Raw genomic sequence first — 16,427 nt, forward strand, 5'->3', positions numbered from 1 at the left:
CCGGGGCGGGATCTGAGTACGTCCTGAGTATCCGCACCGATGTCTCGGGACGTGGCGCGGACCACACTCCTCACCCATGACGAACATTCCGCAACCGGCCGAGGAGCTGCGCCTCCTCGACTGGGAGCTGCGCCAACTGGATGCGCGCAGGACGCAGTTGTTGCGGCGCCGCGCCTGGCTGCTCGGTGTCCTGCGTGCGGCGGGCCCGACCGGGGCGCCCCCTCGCCCGGCCGGGCCGCCGGCCCCCGGGGCCGCGCCGCCGAGCGCACAGAACGTCCTGCTGACGCTGGGCGGCATCCTGCTCACCATCGCGGCGATCGCCTTCACGGTGGTCAGCTGGGGGCACTTGGGCATCGGCGGGCGCGGGGCGGTCCTCGGCGTGGTGACCCTCGCGGCGCTGGCGGCCCCGGCGCTCCTGCTGCGGCGCTCGCTGCGCTCGACGGCGGAGGCGGTGGCGGGCCTGGGCCTCGCGCTGACCGTCCTCGATTCGTACGCGCTGCGCCATCTGTCCCTGCCGGACGTGGACGCCCTGGGCTACGCGGCCGGTACCTCGGCGGTCCTCGCCACCTTGTGGGCGGGGTACGGCCGGCTCCTCGGCGAGCTGCGGCTGCCGCTGCCGACGGCGGTGGTCACGGCCCAACTCCCCCTGATCCTCTGGGCGGGAGCCGCGCAGGCGGGCGATCACGCCATGACGGCGGCGCTCCTGGTGACAGCTGCCTTCGACATCGCGCTCGCGCTGTGGACGTCGGTCAGGTCCGTGCGGGTCGCGGCGGTGATCGGCGGTTGCACGCTCGGGCTGTGGGGCGCGGCGGGCGCCGGCTGGCTGTCCGTGCGGGCGGCGGATCCGACCGCGGCGGCGCGCGCGGGCGTGCTGCTGCTGTTCGCCGCGTTGATCGCCTCGGTGGCGGCGTGGCGGGCGAAGGGCCCGCAGATCGCGGCCGGCGCCGCGGGCGCGGGTGGTCTGCTCGTGGTGGCGGCGGTCGGCGGGGTGCTGCGGTCCGTGCTGCCCGCGGCGTGGACCGTGCCGGGTTATCTGGTGTGCGGGATCGCCCTCTTGGCGGCCGTGCGCGTCGCGCTGCCGCGGCCGGTACGACAAGGACTCGCCGGAGCATCGGCCGCGGTACAGGGCCTCGCGGCGCTGTGGGCGCTGCCCGTCACCGCCGTGGCGCTGCTCGCCCCGCTCGGCTGGGCCACCCGCCCCTGGTCGGCCACCCCCTCGGACACCCGCACCGCCCTGCTCACCGAACTGCCGCTCCCCCACCCGCTTCTGGCTCCCCCGGTACTCGCACTGATCGCGGCGACACTGCTCGCGGCACCGCGCGCGCTCGGGATCCCGGGCGGCGTACGCGACACAGGGGTCGACGGCACCACATCGGGCCCGCCGGAGACGGGGGCAGTCCCGCCTCATGCGGGGGCGGGTTCGTCGGCGTCAAGCCCCCTCACCAGCGCGGTCCGGTACCTCGTCCGTTACGGCGCCCCCGTCCTCGGCTGGTCCGCCGTCGTCGCCCTGCCCGCCGCGCTTCGGCTTCCGTACGCCGCCGGGGTGGCGGTCCACGTCCTGGTGGTCGCCGCTCTGCTGGCCGTCGCCGCCCGTCTCGCGTCCGCCGGGCCCGTCCTGGTCGGGCCCGCCCTGATGGCCTCGGGCCTGGCCCTCGCCTCCTCGGTGAGCGTCGCCTTCCTCGCCCTGGCCACCGAGGCCGCCACACTCGGCACCCTCGGTGCGCTCACCGTCCTGTTCCTGGCCGCCTGCGCCCAGCTGATCCGCCGGCCCAGCCAGGCACCCGCGGGCGCCGCCGCCCTCGCGGCCTGCGCGGCCCTCACGTACGCCACCGCCTTCGCCTGCGCCGCCGGGGCCGCCGGAGGTCTGCGCCCGGAGCACATCGGACTGGCCACCCTCGCCGTCCCGGCCCTCGCCGCACTCGCCGCGGCCCATTTGGGACGGCGACCCCGGACCCTGGCCCTGGCTCTGCCCGTGGAGGTCATGGCGGCCGCCTCGGCCGTCCTCGCCGTCACCCTCACCGCGGGCCACGCCCCCACCCTCGCGCTCGCCCTGACCCTCGCCGGGCTCATCGCGGCGGGCACCGCGCTCCGGCCGGACCGCCACGGCGTGGGGTACGCGGCCGGGGTGCTGTTCATCCTGGCGAGCTGGGTCCGCCTCGCCGCGTGGGAGGTGTCGACCCCGGAGGCGTACACCCTGCCGGTCACCGTCCCCGCGCTCCTCCTCGGCCTGCTGCGGCGCCGCCGCGACCCCGAGGCCTCCTCCTGGACGGCGTACGGCCCCGGCCTCGCCACGACGCTGCTGCCGAGCCTCGCCGCCGCCTGGGGCGACCCGCACTGGCAGCGCCCGCTGCTGCTCGGCGTCGCGGCCCTCGCGCTGACCCTGGCGGGTGCCCGGCACGGCCTGCGCGCCCCGCTGGTCCTCGGCGGCACGGTGCTCGCCCTGGACGCGCTGCACGAACTGGCCCCGTACATCGTGCAGGTCGCGGGCGCTCTGCCCCGCTGGCTGCCGCCGGCGCTCGCGGGTCTGCTGCTCCTCGCCGTCGGAGCGACGTACGAGCAACGGCTGCGCGACGCACGCCGGTTCCGGAATGCGCTCGACCGAATGCACTGATTACCGGCCGCCGCACAGATATGTGGACCCGTCAATTCCCTTGAAAGGCAAGGGAATACGAGAACGGCCCGGAGGCTGAAAAGCCTCCGGGCCGCAATCCGGGGTGGGCGATACTGGGTTCGAACCAGTGACCTCTTCGGTGTGAACGAAGCGCTCTCCCACTGAGCTAATCGCCCGGGCGCACAGAGAACATTACCGCATGTCAGCGGGTGCTTCCGACCGCCTCGGAGTCACCTCCCGGTCACTCCTTGATCTTCCACGGCATCGCGATGCCGAACTTCCAGACGTAGACGGCGACCAGCACCGCGACGATGACCAGGCCGATGGTCGTCAGGATGATGTTCCTGCGGCGCACCTTGGGGTCGAGCGCGCGCTGCGCCGCCTCGGTGACCTTGCGCTTCGTCCAGCGCAGCACCAGCTGGGCCCAGACGAACTCGGTCGCCCAGATCGCCATTCCACCGAAGATCACCAGCCAGCCGGGGCCGGGCAGGGGCAGCATGATGATGCCCGCGACGACGACCGCGAGCCCCACGATGAAGACGCCGACCTGCCAGCTCAGGTGCAGCGCCCGACGGGCCTGGATGTACTGCGGCGCCCGCGATCCGAGCGGCTGCTCGGCCGATTCGGACGACTGCTCGGCCTGTGCCGCGACGGTCGGTTCCGCGACCCCCGCGGGCTCGTTACTCCCCGTATTCATACGGCCAAACCCTACCGGACGGAAACCCGTCACCGGAATGGGTGCATGACGGGAAGGGACAAGCCGCCATACGAGCTACCTAAAGACACGCAAAACCCTCAGAGGGGTTTACAACGGCACCGTAGGTGGCATGTCGATTTCGCCGACGTGCGAATCCCCGAGCGCACACTGAGCGAAAGGCCCTGGCGCTTATGAACACCACGGTCAGCTGCGAGCTGCACCTGCGCCTCGTTGTGTCGAGCGAGTCCTCACTGCCTGTACCCGCAGGACTGCGGTATGACACGGCCGATCCCTATGCCGTGCACGCCACCTTCCACACCGGAGCCGAGGAGACGGTCGAGTGGGTGTTCGCCCGCGATCTCCTCGCCGAGGGCCTGCACCGGCCCACCGGAACCGGCGACGTCCGAGTCTGGCCGTCCCGGAGCCACGGTCAGGGCGTTGTCTGCATCGCCCTGAGTTCCCCGGAGGGCGAGGCTCTGCTCGAGGCCCCGGCGCGGGCCCTGGAGTCCTTCCTGAAGCGAACAGACGCGGCCGTGCCCCCCGGCACGGAGCACCGCCACTTCGATCTCGACACGGAGCTGTCACACATCCTGGCCGAAAGTTAACGGCGCGGGAGCGTCGGGATCCCCTCACGCCGTCCGACTCGGGGCGACGGCGCAGGCAGTCACGACACGACACGACGACACAAGGCGGACAGGAAGCAGTCACCGGCGCCGTCGCCGCGGGAAGTCCGCGGCGACGGCGCCGGTGCGTCCTGCGGGGAAGCCGCTAGCATCGGCCAGCATCGGCGGGCACGTTCCCCCAGCTCTCCATGGGCAGGGGGGACCCCACTACCCCCAGGCCAGGGAGCGCATCGTGCTGATCACCCACGACACCCGGTGTTCTCTCGACGCCGTGGTCGATCTGGTGAACACCGCACCGGAGGAGGACTGCGCCGACGAGCTGACCGACCTGGCGTCGCTCGGTGATTTCGTACGTACGCACGGAGTGAGCGGGGTCGAAAGGCTCGCGGAGCGTGACCTCGTGGAGGTGCGCCGGGTCCGGGGCCGCTTCGCGGAGGTCTTCGCCAACCCCGAGCCGCGGGCCGCGTCCACGATCATCAACGAGCTGATCGCGGCTGCGGGCACCACGCCCCGGCTCACCGACCACGACGGCTACGACTGGCACATCCACTACTTCGCGCCCGGCGCCTCCGTCGCCGACCACCTGGCGGCCGACTGCGGGATGGCGCTGGCCTTCTTCGTGGTCGCCGGGGAGCAGGAGCGGCTGCGGCGCTGTGAGGCACCGGACTGCCGGCGCGCCTTCGTCGACCTCTCCCGCAACCGCTCGCGCCGCTACTGCGACAGCCGCACCTGCGGGAACCGCCTGCACGTCGCCGCGTACCGCGCCCGCCGCAAGGAAGCGGCGGGTTAGGACCTGTCCGCCGGGTCAGGCCCTAGAGCAGCAGCAGGTCGTGCAGCGACGCCAGCAGGATCAGCATGCCGACCACCGTCAGGAAGATCATCAGGGGTGGCTGGGAGAGGGCGAAGAGGCAGCCTCGCGGTTCTTCGTCGGTGGCGAGCCGCGCTTCGTCGGCAGGTCGTCGCTCCGGGGCCGGTACCGCTTGCCGTCCATCGTCCGGCGGGGCGGCATCGCCCGGTGTGGTGGTGTCAAGCATCTCGCGGTGATGATGACGCAGCCGGCCGGCCCCCGATGACCAACACGCCAAAATGAAGCGGGAGTTCGCCGGAACCCGTGAACAGGGAAAAGGCCAGCGTCCGGCGCGTTCCGCCCGGGACCGGCGGCCGTACACCCCGGGGGCATGCGACGGCGCCGCCCGCACTCGAACGAGGGAGCCGCCATGGCCCTGGAGCGCGGCCGGACGGCCGTCGCCGTCAGATGCCGTGCTTCTTCAGGATCGCCTCGATGTCGCTGAAGTCCTCCGCGGGCGCGGCGGGCTTCTGCTTGGCCGCGGGCCTCGCGGCGGCGGGTCCGGCGCCCTGGCCGAGCGAGGGCGCCGAGGCCGCGGGGGCCACCGCGTCGCGCTGGGCGGCCTTAGCGGCCCTGCGCTCCTTGCGGGTGCCGCCCCTGCGGCGCTCCACCGCGCGCGTGCCGAGGAACATCAGCCAGGCCGCGCCGAGCACGCCGAAGCCGACCCACGCCTTGAGGCTGAACGCGGTGTCGGCGGCCCATCCGACGACGCCCGTCAGCACGAGTCCCACCGGCACCAGGGAGTACGCGAGGAGGCGGGCCGCGGTCAGGAAACGCTTGCGGTAGGCCGTGACCGCGGCGATGCCGAGCCCGGCCGCGGATACGGCGGAACAGACGGTCTCGGCAATCATCCGGCCCTCCAGGCAGTCAGGCGTGCGTCGTGCATGACGCGCTCGTCCCTTCCATCCTGCACCGGGTGGGCGCCGCGCAACCACGGCCGGGGCGGACCTCAGGGACATATCCGGGTCATCTCGGGGTCGCAGCTCCTCCCCAGGTGCCGGTTGGGTGGGCGCCCCGCGGGCTGGAAGACTGTTCCCATGAGCGACTCCCGTCCTGACCACCCCGCCCGTCCCGTCGTCATCGACGTCTGGTGCGAGCTGCAGTGCCCCGACTGCCGTACCGCCCTCGACGACGTGCGCGCCCTGCGTGCCCGCTACGGCGACCGCGTCGAGCTGCGCCTGCGCCACTTCCCCCTCGAGAAGCACAAGCACTCCTTCGCCGCCGCCCAGGCCGCCGAGGAGGCCTTCGAGCAGGGCGCGGGCTGGCCGTACGTCGAGGCGGTGCTCGCCGGGGTCGAGGAGCTGGACCGCCGGGGCGAGCCCTTCCTGATCGAGACCGCGCGCGAACTGGATCTGGACGCCGAGGAGTTCGACACCGCCCTGATCGACGGACGGCACATCCTGATCGTCGACGCCGACCAGGCCGAGGGCAAGGCCATCGGGGTCACCGGCACGCCGACGTACGTCGTCGACGGCGAGCGGCTGGACGGCGGCAAGAGCCAGGCGGGGCTGCGGGAGCGCGTCGAGGAGATCACCGACCGGCTCCTGGCGGGCGAGGGCTCCTAGGGCCTGTCCGGCGGATCATGTCGCCGGACGCGGGGTGTGGCACGCCGATCTGCGGCACCAAGAGGTGGCCGCCACCCGAACGCGACCTGATCCGCCGGACAGGCCCTAGTCCCCGGAGCAGCGGCTCCCTACAGCAGCGGCTTGTAGAGGGAGTACGAGACCGGTTCGTAGCCGAGCGACTCGTACAGGCACAGGGCCGTGGCGTTGCCCGCGAAGACGCTGAGGCAGATCCGGTCGCGGCCCCCCGCGCGGGCCTGCGCCTCGGCCAGCAGCATCAGGGAGCGGCCGTGGCCGCGCCCCCGGCAGTCCTCGTCGACCTCGACGCGGAAGACGAACGCGTCGTCGTCGCGGAGCGTGAGCCACAGGGCGCCGACCTTCGCGCCCTCCTGGGTGAGCACGCTCAGCAGGGTGTCGGGGGTGGCCAGGCCCTGCGGCAGCAGCTCGGCGTGGTCGGCCTCGGACTTGGCGCGCGCCTGCGCCTCGGGCACGCCCCGGTCGATCCAGCTCCGCGTATAGCTCCCCTGAGCCCGCGCCAGCCATGGCCCGTACTCGTCCTCGGTCATCGGCCGCCCCTCGACGCCCGGCGGCAGCGCGGCGGGCTCGGCCGGCACCGGCTTCGCCATCCGGCGGTTGCGCTCCACGTAGCCGAGCGCCGTCGCCAGTGGCAGGGCCCCCGGGGCCTGGGCGGGGACGGTCACCTCGATGCGCCTGCAGCCCCAGCCGCGCGCCACCTCCTCGGCGGCCAGCGCCGCGACCGTGCCGCGGCCACGCCTGCGGTCCGGCTCCGCTATCCGCAGGTCCCGCAACCGGCAGACCTGCGGCCCGAAGACGTCATGGGTGGCGAGGTCGACGGACCCCACCGGCCGGCTGTTCACACACACGTCGTACGTGCGCGCCCTGGCGCCGTCGGCGCCCCGCTGGAGCGGCCCGGTCGGCCGCAGGGTCGTGGTCATCACAGGTGTTCTACCCACCCCGGCCCCGCGGCGTCACCGGATTTTCGGCGGACCGGGGCACTCACGGATCGAGGTCGTCCGCGGCCCGCTCGTCGAAGGTCCGCATCGCCTTGGTGGTCATCGGTCCCGGGGCTTCGGGCAGTTGGCGGCCGTCGACGCGGTGCACGCCCTGGACGTCACGGAGCGTGGACGTCAGGAAGATCTCGTCGGCGCGCTCCAGGACGTCCATCGGCAGGTCGCTCTCGCGGGCGCCCGTCCACTCGACGGCCAGCTCGCGCGTGATGCCCGCGAGGCATCCGGAGGTGACCGGCGGGGTGAGGATCTCGCCGTCGACCACGACGAAGACGTTGGAGCCGGTGCCCTCGCAGAGCTGCCCGACCGTGTTCGCGAACAGCGCCTCCGAGGCGCCCTGCTCGTGGGCGCGGGCGAGGGCGACGACGTTCTCGGCGTACGAAGTGGTCTTCAGGCCGGTCAGCGCGCCCCGTTCGTTGCGGGTCCACGGCACGGTGATCACGGCGGTGGAGTCGGGGCGCCGGGAGGCCTCACCGAGGGCCACGATGAGCGTGGTGCCCTGGTCGCCGCGGTCCGAACCGAGCGGCGAGAGGCCTCCGGTGTAGGTGATCCGCAGCCGTCCCAGCGGGAGCGGGTTGGCCTCCAGGACGGCGGCGCAGGCGCGGCGCACCTCGTCGAGGTCGGGCTCGGGCAGCCCCAGGCCGCGCGCCGAGCGGGCGAGCCTCGCCAGGTGGCGGGTGAGGGCGAAGGTCCTGCCCTCGACGGACTTCACCGTCTCGAAGATGCCGTCGCCCACCGTAAGGCCGTGGTCGAGCACGGAGACGCGCGCGGAGTCGACGTCCCGCAGTCCGCCGTTGAGCCATATCTTCACGTTGAGATTCCTCCACTCGCTTCGTACGCCCCCGACGCTACCGCCAGCAGCCGTGCGGCCTTCAGCTCGGTCTCCCGCCACTCCCCCTCGGGGTCCGAGCCCCAGGTGATGCCCGCCCCGGTGCCGAAGCGCAGCATCCCCTCGGCCCGGTCGATCCAGAAGGTGCGGATGCCGACGGCCAGCTCTCCGGTACCCCGGTCGGCGTCCACCCAGCCGATGCCGCCGCAGTACGGACCCCTCGGCGCTGTCTCCAGCTCGTCGATGATCCGCAGGGCGCTGGACTTGGGGGCGCCGGTGACGGAGCCGGGCGGGAATGTCGCCTCGAACAGTTCGGGCCAGCCCTCGCCGGGGCGCAGCTCCCCGTGGACGGTGGAGACGAGGTGGACGAGGCCGGGGTGCTTCTCGACCACACAGAGGTCGGGGACGGTCACGGAGCCGGTCGCGCAGACGCGTCCCAGGTCGTTGCGGACGAGGTCCACGATCATGACGTTCTCGGCGTAGTCCTTCTCCAGGAGGTCCGCCTCGGTCCGGCCGGTGCCCTTGATGGGCCCCGACTCCACGACCCGGCCCTCGCGGCGCAGGAACAGCTCGGGGGAGGCGGTGGCCATCTCCACGCCGTGGCCGGGCAGGCGAATCGTTCCGGCATAGGGAGCGGGGTTCCCGCGCGCGAGGAGGGCCGTCAGGGCGTCCACGTCGGCGTCGGCCGGGACGGGCGCGGAGAGGACCCGGCAGAGGTTCGCCTGGTAGACCTCGCCGGCCGCGATGTAGGCGCGTATCCGACGTACGCCCTCCGTGTACGCGGCGCGGTCCAGTGACGACGTCCAGTCACCGGCGCCCGGGCCCCGCCACCTTCCGGGCACGGGCGCGGGGACGGCCTCGCGGCGTACGTCGTCGAAGCGGGCGCAGACCAGACCTCCCTCGAAGTCCGCGGACACCGCCCAGAAGCCGGAGGAGTCCAGAGCCGCGGGGTCGCTGGTCACGTCGCGCAGACCGGTGGCCACGAGAGCGCCGAAGCGGGCCATGGGAGGAAGCGCCGGTGAGGACGTCAGAGGGGGGTTGTGCACGTCTGCGAGTCTATGACCGGTGTCCCGGCCGCGCCCCGGACCGGTCACACCGCAGCACGCTGCGCAAACGCGTTTTTGTACTGGCCCAGGAATCCGCTAGAGTTCAACACGTCGCCGGGACGCGCAAGCGGACCGGGAAAGACAAGCGGACGTAGCTCAGTTGGTAGAGCGCAACCTTGCCAAGGTTGAGGTCGCCAGTTCGAACCTGGTCGTCCGCTCGCAGGAAGTGGGGGATCTTCCCGAACCCCCGCACTCCTGGTGGAGTGGCCGAGAGGCGAGGCAACGGCCTGCAAAGCCGTCTACACGGGTTCAAATCCCGTCTCCACCTCCAAGGACGATTAGCTCAGCGGGAGAGCGCTTCCCTGACACGGAAGAGGTCACTGGTTCAATCCCAGTATCGTCCACTGATCTTCACGAAGACCGTCTCGGCGGGTTGCTTCATGAGGGTCGTTCCCGCGCGATTAGCTCAGCGGGAGAGCGCTTCCCTGACACGGAAGAGGTCACTGGTTCAATCCCAGTATCGCGCACGCAGTACGCAGCACACGCAGGTTGACCTGCGCGATTAGCTCAGCGGGAGAGCGCTTCCCTGACACGGAAGAGGTCACTGGTTCAATCCCAGTATCGCGCACCACCACACGAAGCCCCGGCCGTCTCCACGGCCGGGGCTTCGTCGTTCTCGTGACGTGTCAGGAGGTTCTCGTGACGTGTCAGGAGCGGCTCGTCAGGAAGAGAAGAGCATGTGCCCGAAGCTCTTGTGGCGCTTGCCGTGGCCGTGGTGACCGCCGTGACCACCGTGGCCGCCGTGCGGGGCGCCCCAGGCGGGGGCCGGTGCGGCGGGGTAGCCCTGGGGAGCCGGGGGCGCGGGCGGCGGGGGGACCTGCTGGCCGCCCCACTGGGCCTCCAGGCGGGTGAGGGACTCCAGCTCGCCGTAGTCGAGGAATATCCCGCGGCAGCCGTTGCACTGCTCGATCTGGACGCCATTGCGGTTGTACGTGTGCATCGGTGCGTGGCACTTGGGGCACTGCATGGACGGCTCAACTCCTCGCCGGTGGTGAATGCTTCGCCGGATCTCTGCCCGGCTTCGGTGCGTTGCACCCTACTTCGTCGTATCCCGGGTCAACTTGTGCGGCCCCAGGCCGACTCGCTGTGGGGGCTCCGGGGCGCGGGCGGCGCGGCTCAGACCCGGCCCATCCGGTCGCAGGCGTCGATCAGGGCCTGTTCGACCTCGTCCAGGGGCCGGTCCGCCGCGACGGCCTTGGCGATCGCCAGGGCGGCGGTCTGGACGGTGAGGGCGCGGGCCGGGATGTCGAGACAGGGCCAGGGGTCGGCCCCGCCGGGCGGCACGGCCGGGCCCTGGGCCGCGCGGTAGGTGTCGAGGAAGCGGGTCCACTCCTGCGGGGAGAGCAGGCCGCACGCGTACCAGGCGGCGGGGCGGGCCAGGTCCCATGCGGGGTCGCCGACGCCGAGGTCGTCCACGTCGATCAGCAGCCAGGTGCCGTCCGGGGTGCGGACGAGCTGGCCCAGGTGGAGGTCGCCGTGGCACAGCCGCGGAGGGCCGGGTGCGGGGCCCTCCGCACGGGCCCAGGGCGGGAGGCCGTGCCAGGCCCGCAGGACCGGGGGCGCGGCGGGGTGCGGGCCGGCCGCGCGCAGGCGTGCGAGGGCGCGGGCCGCCTTGGCCGGGCCTCGCATGGCGGGCAGCGGGTGCGGGAGGAGCGCGGGGTCGGTGCGGTGCAGCCGGGCCAGGAGGTCGGCCGCGGCTTCCCAGGGGGCCGCGTCGGGGTCGTCCCGGTCCACGGGGGTGCCGTGGGGCCAGAAGGTGACGAGGCGGTCGTGGAGTGGGGCGGGGGTGGCGCGCAGGGGCGGGAGGAGGATGCCGGGCAGGCGCTCCGCCACGGCGAGGCGTGCGGCCAGCTCTTCGGGGGGCGTGTGCTGGGCGTGGGCCTTCGCGACGATGGCGCCGTGGCGGATGACGGTGGCGTCCGCCCGGTCGGCGAGGACGACCCCGGCCCCCTCACCACAGACGCAGGCCTCGCCGGTCGTTCCATGGGCTGCGGTGCGGGCCTTACCGGTGAGGGCGGCCAGGAGGGCGGTCACGGGTGGGGGTCTCTCCGGGGGGCGGGGGTGGCGCGGCGGCCGGACCCCTGAAGCGTACGTAACCGCTGCGCGGGGCTTGGGCGGTGCGGGGTCGGCCCCGAGGCCCGGGCCCCGAAGGGGCGCGGGGAACTGCGCGCGCAACCCCAGAGAACCCGCAGGCGAGGGACGAGGTCCGAGCCCCGAAGGGGCGCGAGGAACAGCGCGCGCAACCCAAGAAAATGCGCAGCCAAAGAACGAGAGCCCAGGCCCCAAAGGGGCGCGAGGAACTGCGCGCCCAGCCCAAGAAAACCCGCAGCCAACGGACGAGAAGCGGAAGCCCCTCCCCCGCGCCGGCAGGCCCGGAGCCCCAGCGGACCAGGCCCACGTGCGCAGGGGATCCGGTCACCGGCCGACGGCCCACGTCATGGCGATGCCCGCGCAGCTCCCCAGCTGCGCGGGCATCGTGCCGTCCGCCGCACCCCCGTCCCCACGGGGTTTCCTGGCCGGATGTCCCCGCCCGGACCGCTCTTCCGGGCCTGGGGCGCCGCTCAGCGCCCCAGCATCACGCCTACGGACGACGCTTGTGTGACCACCGCTTCCCAGCCGCCGAAGACGACCACGAGCAGGGCTGCCAGGGGGAGGACCATGGCCGTCGCCACCAAGGGGTGGCGCGTGCCGGACGGGCGGGTGCCGAACGCGGAGATTCTGCGTCCCTGCGTGCGGACCATGGTCCGCGGTGCCGTGTCCGCCATGGTTCCTCTCCTGACCGATCTGGATGTGGTTCTGGCAGCGGCGGGTGTCTGACCTCGGGGGACGAGTGCTGCACCCGCCGCTTGACCTCAAATCTAGGCGCGCGGAAGGTCCTGGTCGTCATGCCCTCGTACCGATTGGCTGGCCTCCCGGAGGATGACCACCCCGCGCCCGCCTACTCCCGTAGGTGGAGACGGGGACCTAGGACTCAGGGTCTTCCCGGAGGGGACGGCCCGCCGTCTCCGAGGCGTCCTCCCTGGGGACCGGCTGTTCGACCAGGGCCAGGACACGGGTCGCCATGAAGCGCGCCGTCCGCACCACCGTGCCGGTACGGGTGACTTCGCTCACTTCCACCACTCCCCTGCGCACCGCCGTCTCCACCCGGCGCCCGGCCCGGCTCGCCACCACCTCGTACGTCCTCGTCGTGTCCCCCGCGTCCACGACTATCTCCACGCGGTCACCCTTCACGGGATCAATCCCCCTTCAGTGATGGATGGTTGGAGATCGGGGCGGCCTCAACGGCCCCTTGTCCCCCGTCTCCTGACCACTCTTCGATTTTCCCACCCGGCACTGACAATCGATCGCCCCGCGAGGGCGCGGCCTCTGCGCGTGCCCGCCCGTGGAAACGTAAGCTGGGGCTCGTCAAACGGACCGGGTAGCGGGGATGGACATGGCGATGATGCGGCTCCGGCGCGAGGACCCGCGTGTCGTCGGCTCGTTCAGGCTGCACAGGCGCCTGGGCGCCGGCGGGATGGGTGTCGTCTATCTGGGATCGGACCGGAGGGGGCAGCGCGTCGCCCTGAAGGTGATCCGGCCCGATCTGGCGGAGGATCAGGAGTTCCGGTCGCGCTTCGCGCGGGAGGTCTCGGCCGCCCGGCGCATCCGCGGCGGCTGTACGGCGCGCCTCGTCGCCGCCGACCTCGACGCGGACCGGCCGTGGTTCGCCACCCAGTATGTTCCCGGGCCCTCGCTGCACGACAAGGTCGCCGCCGAGGGGCCGCTCTCCGCGGCCGACGTGGCCGTGGTCGGCTCGGCGCTCGCCGAGGGGCTCGTGGCCGTGCACGAGGCCGGTGTCGTACACCGCGATCTCAAGCCGTCGAACATCCTGCTCTCCCCCAAGGGGCCGCGGATCATCGACTTCGGCATCGCGTGGGCGACCGGGGCCTCGACGCTGACGCATGTGGGGACGGCCGTCGGCTCGCCCGGCTTCCTCGCGCCCGAACAGGTGCGTGGCGCCGCCGTCACCCCCGCCACCGATGTCTTCGCGCTCGGCGCCACGCTGGCGTACGCGGGGATGGCGGACTCGCCCTTCGGCCAGGGCAGTTCCGAGGTCATGCTCTACCGGGTGGTGCACGAGGAGGCGCAGCTGCACGGCGTGCCGGACTCCTTGGCGCCGCTGATCCGGGCCTGCCTGGCCAAGGATCCGGAGGAGCGGCCGAGCACGCTCCAACTGTCGCTCAGGCTCAAGGAGATCGCCGCGCGTGAGGCCCAGGGCCTCGGCGAGGTGCGGCCGCCCGCGCCGCGGCAGGACCACGACCGGCCCACGGGGCGGCTCGCCGAGAGCTACGCGGACCAGCGGACCCAGCGGCGGCCCGCCCCCGGTGCCACTCCCCCGCCCCGGCCGAGTTCGTCCCGGCCCGGGGCGCCCAAGAGCGGCTCCGCCAGGACCGGCTCGTCCAGGACCGGCTCGTCCCGGGCCGGGGCGGCTCGGTCCGGAGCGCGGCCTTCCGTACCTCGTAGTACGACGCGTTCCGGCGGCAGGCCCGCCCCTCGCAGCGGCACGGGGCGGCAGGGGCCGCGCACGACGGGGACGGGGCGGCGGATGCCGGCCAATCCGCGGCTGCTTCGGCAGCGGCTCACCGTGTTCGTGGTCGTCACGCTGCTGGTCGCGCTGGGGATTGCGGCGGCGCAGGGCTGCCAGGGTCCCTCCCGGGGCATGGGGGGCGGTACCTCGGGGGCGCCGGGGCGGGTGGCCTCCCAGTCCGTGCAGGAGCGGGTCTTGCCCCAGGGATTCGAAGCGGTGTCCGAGCGGGGCAGGTAGCGGCATTCTGCGGGTTCGTCGTGGCTGGTCGCGCAGTTCCCCGTGCCCCTTCGGGCGCCAGTTCCCCGCGCTCCTGTGCGCGCGCCCCTTCGGGGCGCTCGTCAGTTCTGGGGGCGGCCCGTTGCCACCGCGTAGAACGCTACCGCCGCCGCCGCGCCCACGTTCAGTGAGTCCACGCCGTGGGCCATCGGGATGCGGACCCATTCGTCGGCCGCGACCAGTGCCTGGGTGGAGAGGCCGTCGCCCTCCGCGCCGAGCATCAGCGCGACGCGGTCCATGCGGTGCGGGGCCACCTCGTCCAGGGACTTCGCCTTCTCGTCGGGGGTGAGGGCGAGGAGGTCGAAACCGGCCTCGCGCACTCCCTCAAGCCCCTTCGGCCAGGACTCCAGACGGGCGTACGGGACCGAGAAGACCGCGCCCATCGAGACCTTCACCGAGCGGCGGTACAGCGGGTCCGCGCAGTCCGGGGAGAGCAGGACCGCGTCCATGCCGAGGGCCGCCGCCGAGCGGAAGATCGCACCGATGTTCGTGTGGTCGTTCACCGCCTCCATCACGACCACCCTGCGGTGGGTCGCGAGGAGTTCGTCGGCCGTGGGCAGTGGCTTGCGCTGCATCGAGGCGAGGGCGCCGCGGTGCACGTGGTAGCCGGTGACCCGTTCGGCGAGGTCCGGGCTCACCGCGTACACGGGAGCGGGAAGTTCGTCGATGACGTCCCGCATGACATCGACCCACTTGGCCGAGAGCAGCATCGACCGCATCTCGTAACCGGCGTCCTTGGCCCGTCTGATGACCTTCTCGCCCTCGGCGATGAACAGTCCCTCGGCCGGTTCGCGCCTGCGGCGCAGCTCGACGTCGGTCAGGCCCGTGTAGTCGCGCAGGCGGGGGTCGTCGGGGTCGTCGACGGTGATGAGATCAGCCACAGGGTGATACTGCCTTGTCCTGGGTGTGGTGCCAACGGCCGGGGGCGTGTTCCGTTACCGCTGGTTACTGGGGTGGTGTGCGGGGCGCGTTACGCGCGGGCCTCGGGGCCCACGGTGACGACGTCGCCGATGACGATGACCGCCGGAGGCTTCACCTCGTGGGTGCGGACCGCCTCGGCGACCGTGCCGAGCGTCGCGTCGACGCGGCGCTGGGCGGCCGTCGTGCCCTCCTGGATCAGGGCGAGCGGGGTGCCGGCGGCCTTTCCGTGGGTGATCAGGGCCTCCGCGATCTTGCCGATCTTGTCGACGCCCATAAGGATCACCAGCGTGCCGCGCAGCTTGGCCAGGGACTCCCAGTCGACGAGGGAGCGCTCGTCGTCCGGCGCCACATGGCCGCTGACCACCGTGAACTCGTGGGCGACGCCGCGGTGGGTGACGGGGATGCCCGCGGCCGACGGGACCGAGATCGAGCTGGAGATGCCCGGCACGACCGTGCAGGCGATGCCCGCCTCGGCGAGTGCCTGGGCCTCCTCCATGCCGCGGCCGAAGACATAGGGGTCGCCGCCCTTGAGGCGTACGACGGCCTTGCCCTGCTTGGCGTGTTCGATCAGGGCGTTGTTGATCGCCTCCTGGGCCATGAACCGGCCGTAGGGGATCTTCGCGGCGTCGATCACCTCGACGTGCGGCGGCAGCTCGTCGAGGAGGTCGCGGGGGCCGAGGCGGTCGGCGATGACGACGTCCGCCGCGGCGAGGAGCCGGCGGCCGCGGACGGTGATCAGGTCCGGGTCGCCGGGGCCGCCGCCGACCAGGGCGACGCCGGGGGTGCGGGTGCGCAGGTGCGGGGCGACGAGGCTGCCGTCGCGCAGGCCCTCGACGACCGCGTCGCGGATGGCGGCGGTGCGGCGCGGGTCGCGGTCCTGTACGTCACTCGACAGGACGGCGACGGTGACGCCTTCGGAGCGGCCGGTGGCCGGGGTCCAGGCGGTGGCCGCCTCGGCGTCGTCGGAACGTACGCACCAGACACGGTGGGCCTCCGCCTCCGCCGAGGCGCGGGTGTTGGCCTCGGCGTCGCTGGTGGCGATCAGGGCGTACCAGGCGTCCTGGAGGTCGCCGTCCTCGTAGCGGCGCCGGGTCCAGGTGATCTCGCCCGCGTCGGCCATCGCCTCCACCGAGGGGGTCGCCGAGGGGGATACGAGGAGAACGTCGGCGCCCGCCTTGATCAGCGCGGGGAGGCGGCGCTGGGCCACCTGGCCGCCGCCGAGGACGACGACGCGGCGGCCGTTGAGGCGGAGGCCTACGGGGTAGGCGGGGTGTTCGGCCATGGCTGTGCGGCTCCTCGTGCGGGCGGAGTCTGGGGGTGCTGCGGGCCGCTGCGGCGCTGGAGCGGCTGCGTTGACGTG

The 16,427-nt window shown here is 73.0% G+C and carries 17 protein-coding genes and 6 tRNA genes; 10 read left to right on the forward strand and 13 right to left on the reverse strand.

All coding sequences use genetic code 11. The annotated features are described in order from the left end of the window. The first annotated feature begins 76 nt into the window (after positions 1 to 76). Complete coding sequence (locus tag DMA15_RS05910; RefSeq protein WP_125511598.1) at positions 77 to 2,611, forward strand: hypothetical protein; 2,535 nt, start codon at positions 77 to 79, stop codon at positions 2,609 to 2,611. Positions 2,612 to 2,715: 104 nt separating this feature from the next. Here the strand turns inward: DMA15_RS05910 and DMA15_RS05915 are convergent. Then, positions 2,716 to 2,787: transfer RNA gene (locus DMA15_RS05915), tRNA-Val, on the reverse strand. Positions 2,788 to 2,852: 65 nt separating this feature from the next. Further along, positions 2,853 to 3,308 (reverse strand): TIGR02611 family protein, encoded by a 456-nt coding sequence (locus DMA15_RS05920; protein ID WP_125511599.1) that lies wholly within the window; start codon positions 3,306 to 3,308, stop codon positions 2,853 to 2,855. Positions 3,309 to 3,499: 191 nt separating this feature from the next. On the opposite strand from DMA15_RS05920, the gene DMA15_RS05925 reads away from it, so the two are divergent. Continuing rightward, positions 3,500 to 3,913, forward strand: coding sequence for an SsgA family sporulation/cell division regulator (locus tag DMA15_RS05925; protein WP_003959770.1), 414 nt, complete (start codon positions 3,500 to 3,502; stop codon positions 3,911 to 3,913). Positions 3,914 to 4,163: 250 nt separating this feature from the next. Continuing rightward, on the forward strand, positions 4,164 to 4,721 hold the full coding sequence (locus tag DMA15_RS05930) for a CGNR zinc finger domain-containing protein (RefSeq protein ID WP_125511600.1): 558 nt from the start codon (positions 4,164 to 4,166) through the stop codon (positions 4,719 to 4,721). Between the two features lie 22 nt (positions 4,722 to 4,743). Here the strand turns inward: DMA15_RS05930 and DMA15_RS05935 are convergent, their stop codons facing one another. Together DMA15_RS05935 and DMA15_RS05940 are read right to left on the reverse strand one after the other, a co-directional pair. Next, positions 4,744 to 4,965 carry a hypothetical protein gene (locus tag DMA15_RS05935; RefSeq protein WP_240659688.1) on the reverse strand — a complete coding sequence of 74 codons (222 nt, stop codon included), beginning with the start codon at positions 4,963 to 4,965 and terminating at the stop codon, positions 4,744 to 4,746. Positions 4,966 to 5,182: 217 nt separating this feature from the next. After that, positions 5,183 to 5,629: a hypothetical protein gene (locus tag DMA15_RS05940; RefSeq protein ID WP_125511601.1), complete on the reverse strand. Its 447-nt coding sequence runs from the start codon at positions 5,627 to 5,629 to the stop codon at positions 5,183 to 5,185. A gap of 186 nt (positions 5,630 to 5,815) precedes the next feature. On the opposite strand from DMA15_RS05940, the gene DMA15_RS05945 reads away from it, so the two are divergent. After that, positions 5,816 to 6,343 carry a DsbA family protein gene (locus tag DMA15_RS05945; RefSeq protein WP_206302665.1) on the forward strand — a complete coding sequence of 176 codons (528 nt, stop codon included), beginning with the start codon at positions 5,816 to 5,818 and terminating at the stop codon, positions 6,341 to 6,343. Positions 6,344 to 6,471: 128 nt separating this feature from the next. Here the strand turns inward: DMA15_RS05945 and DMA15_RS05950 are convergent, their stop codons facing one another. The 3 genes from DMA15_RS05950 to DMA15_RS05960 form a co-directional block, all read right to left on the reverse strand. Further along, a complete protein-coding gene (locus DMA15_RS05950; RefSeq protein WP_125511602.1) occupies positions 6,472 to 7,296 on the reverse strand; it encodes a GNAT family N-acetyltransferase in 825 nt (274 codons plus the stop codon). A 61-nt stretch (positions 7,297 to 7,357) separates the two neighbouring features. Further along, positions 7,358 to 8,179, reverse strand: a complete 822-nt coding sequence (locus DMA15_RS05955) for an aminodeoxychorismate lyase (protein ID WP_125511603.1) — start codon at positions 8,177 to 8,179, stop codon at positions 7,358 to 7,360. After that, the gene (locus tag DMA15_RS05960) at positions 8,176 to 9,201 is read right to left on the reverse strand and encodes a chorismate-binding protein (protein ID WP_125517345.1); all 1,026 of its coding nucleotides are present in this window, start codon (positions 9,199 to 9,201) and stop codon (positions 8,176 to 8,178) included. Before DMA15_RS05960 ends, DMA15_RS05955 begins: the two co-directional genes overlap by 4 nt. A gap of 187 nt (positions 9,202 to 9,388) precedes the next feature. Between DMA15_RS05960 and DMA15_RS05965 the strand changes: the two genes are divergently transcribed. From DMA15_RS05965 to DMA15_RS05985, 5 genes are all read left to right on the forward strand, one after another. After that, positions 9,389 to 9,461: transfer RNA gene (locus DMA15_RS05965), tRNA-Gly, on the forward strand. Positions 9,462 to 9,500: 39 nt separating this feature from the next. Beyond that, a tRNA-Cys gene (locus tag DMA15_RS05970) sits at positions 9,501 to 9,574 on the forward strand. Between the two features lies 1 nt (position 9,575). Continuing rightward, positions 9,576 to 9,647 (forward strand) — tRNA-Val (locus tag DMA15_RS05975). A gap of 51 nt (positions 9,648 to 9,698) precedes the next feature. Beyond that, positions 9,699 to 9,770: transfer RNA gene (locus tag DMA15_RS05980), tRNA-Val, on the forward strand. 29 nt (positions 9,771 to 9,799) lie between these two features. Continuing rightward, a tRNA-Val gene (locus DMA15_RS05985) sits at positions 9,800 to 9,874 on the forward strand. 90 nt (positions 9,875 to 9,964) lie between these two features. On the opposite strand, the gene DMA15_RS05990 is transcribed toward DMA15_RS05985, so the two are convergent. The 4 genes from DMA15_RS05990 to DMA15_RS06005 form a co-directional block, all read right to left on the reverse strand. Next, positions 9,965 to 10,270: a zf-TFIIB domain-containing protein gene (locus tag DMA15_RS05990; RefSeq protein WP_125511604.1), complete on the reverse strand. Its 306-nt coding sequence runs from the start codon at positions 10,268 to 10,270 to the stop codon at positions 9,965 to 9,967. Positions 10,271 to 10,419: 149 nt separating this feature from the next. Then, on the reverse strand, positions 10,420 to 11,337 hold the full coding sequence (locus tag DMA15_RS05995; protein WP_125511605.1) for an aminoglycoside phosphotransferase family protein: 918 nt from the start codon (positions 11,335 to 11,337) through the stop codon (positions 10,420 to 10,422). Between the two features lie 527 nt (positions 11,338 to 11,864). Beyond that, a complete protein-coding gene (locus tag DMA15_RS06000) occupies positions 11,865 to 12,068 on the reverse strand; it encodes a hypothetical protein (protein ID WP_125511606.1) in 204 nt (67 codons plus the stop codon). Between the two features lie 199 nt (positions 12,069 to 12,267). After that, entirely contained in the window at positions 12,268 to 12,534 is a 267-nt protein-coding gene (locus tag DMA15_RS06005) for a hypothetical protein (protein WP_125511607.1), read from the reverse strand. Between the two features lie 196 nt (positions 12,535 to 12,730). Here DMA15_RS06005 and DMA15_RS06010 point away from each other — a divergent pair, with 196 nt between their 5' ends. Continuing rightward, entirely contained in the window at positions 12,731 to 14,107 is a 1,377-nt protein-coding gene (locus DMA15_RS06010; protein WP_240659689.1) for a serine/threonine-protein kinase, read from the forward strand. A 101-nt stretch (positions 14,108 to 14,208) separates the two neighbouring features. Here DMA15_RS06010 and DMA15_RS06015 read toward each other — a convergent pair whose 3' ends face one another. Together DMA15_RS06015 and cobA are read right to left on the reverse strand one after the other, a co-directional pair. Then, positions 14,209 to 15,027, reverse strand: coding sequence for an RNA methyltransferase (locus DMA15_RS06015; protein ID WP_125511608.1), 819 nt, complete (start codon positions 15,025 to 15,027; stop codon positions 14,209 to 14,211). Positions 15,028 to 15,116: 89 nt separating this feature from the next. Continuing rightward, positions 15,117 to 16,349, reverse strand: a complete 1,233-nt coding sequence (cobA, locus tag DMA15_RS06020; protein WP_125511609.1) for a uroporphyrinogen-III C-methyltransferase — start codon at positions 16,347 to 16,349, stop codon at positions 15,117 to 15,119. Positions 16,350 to 16,427 lie beyond the last annotated feature (78 nt).

This window comes from Streptomyces sp. WAC 01529 (assembly GCF_003945545.1).
Taxonomy (GTDB): Bacteria; Actinomycetota; Actinomycetes; order Streptomycetales; family Streptomycetaceae; genus Streptomyces; species Streptomyces anatolicus.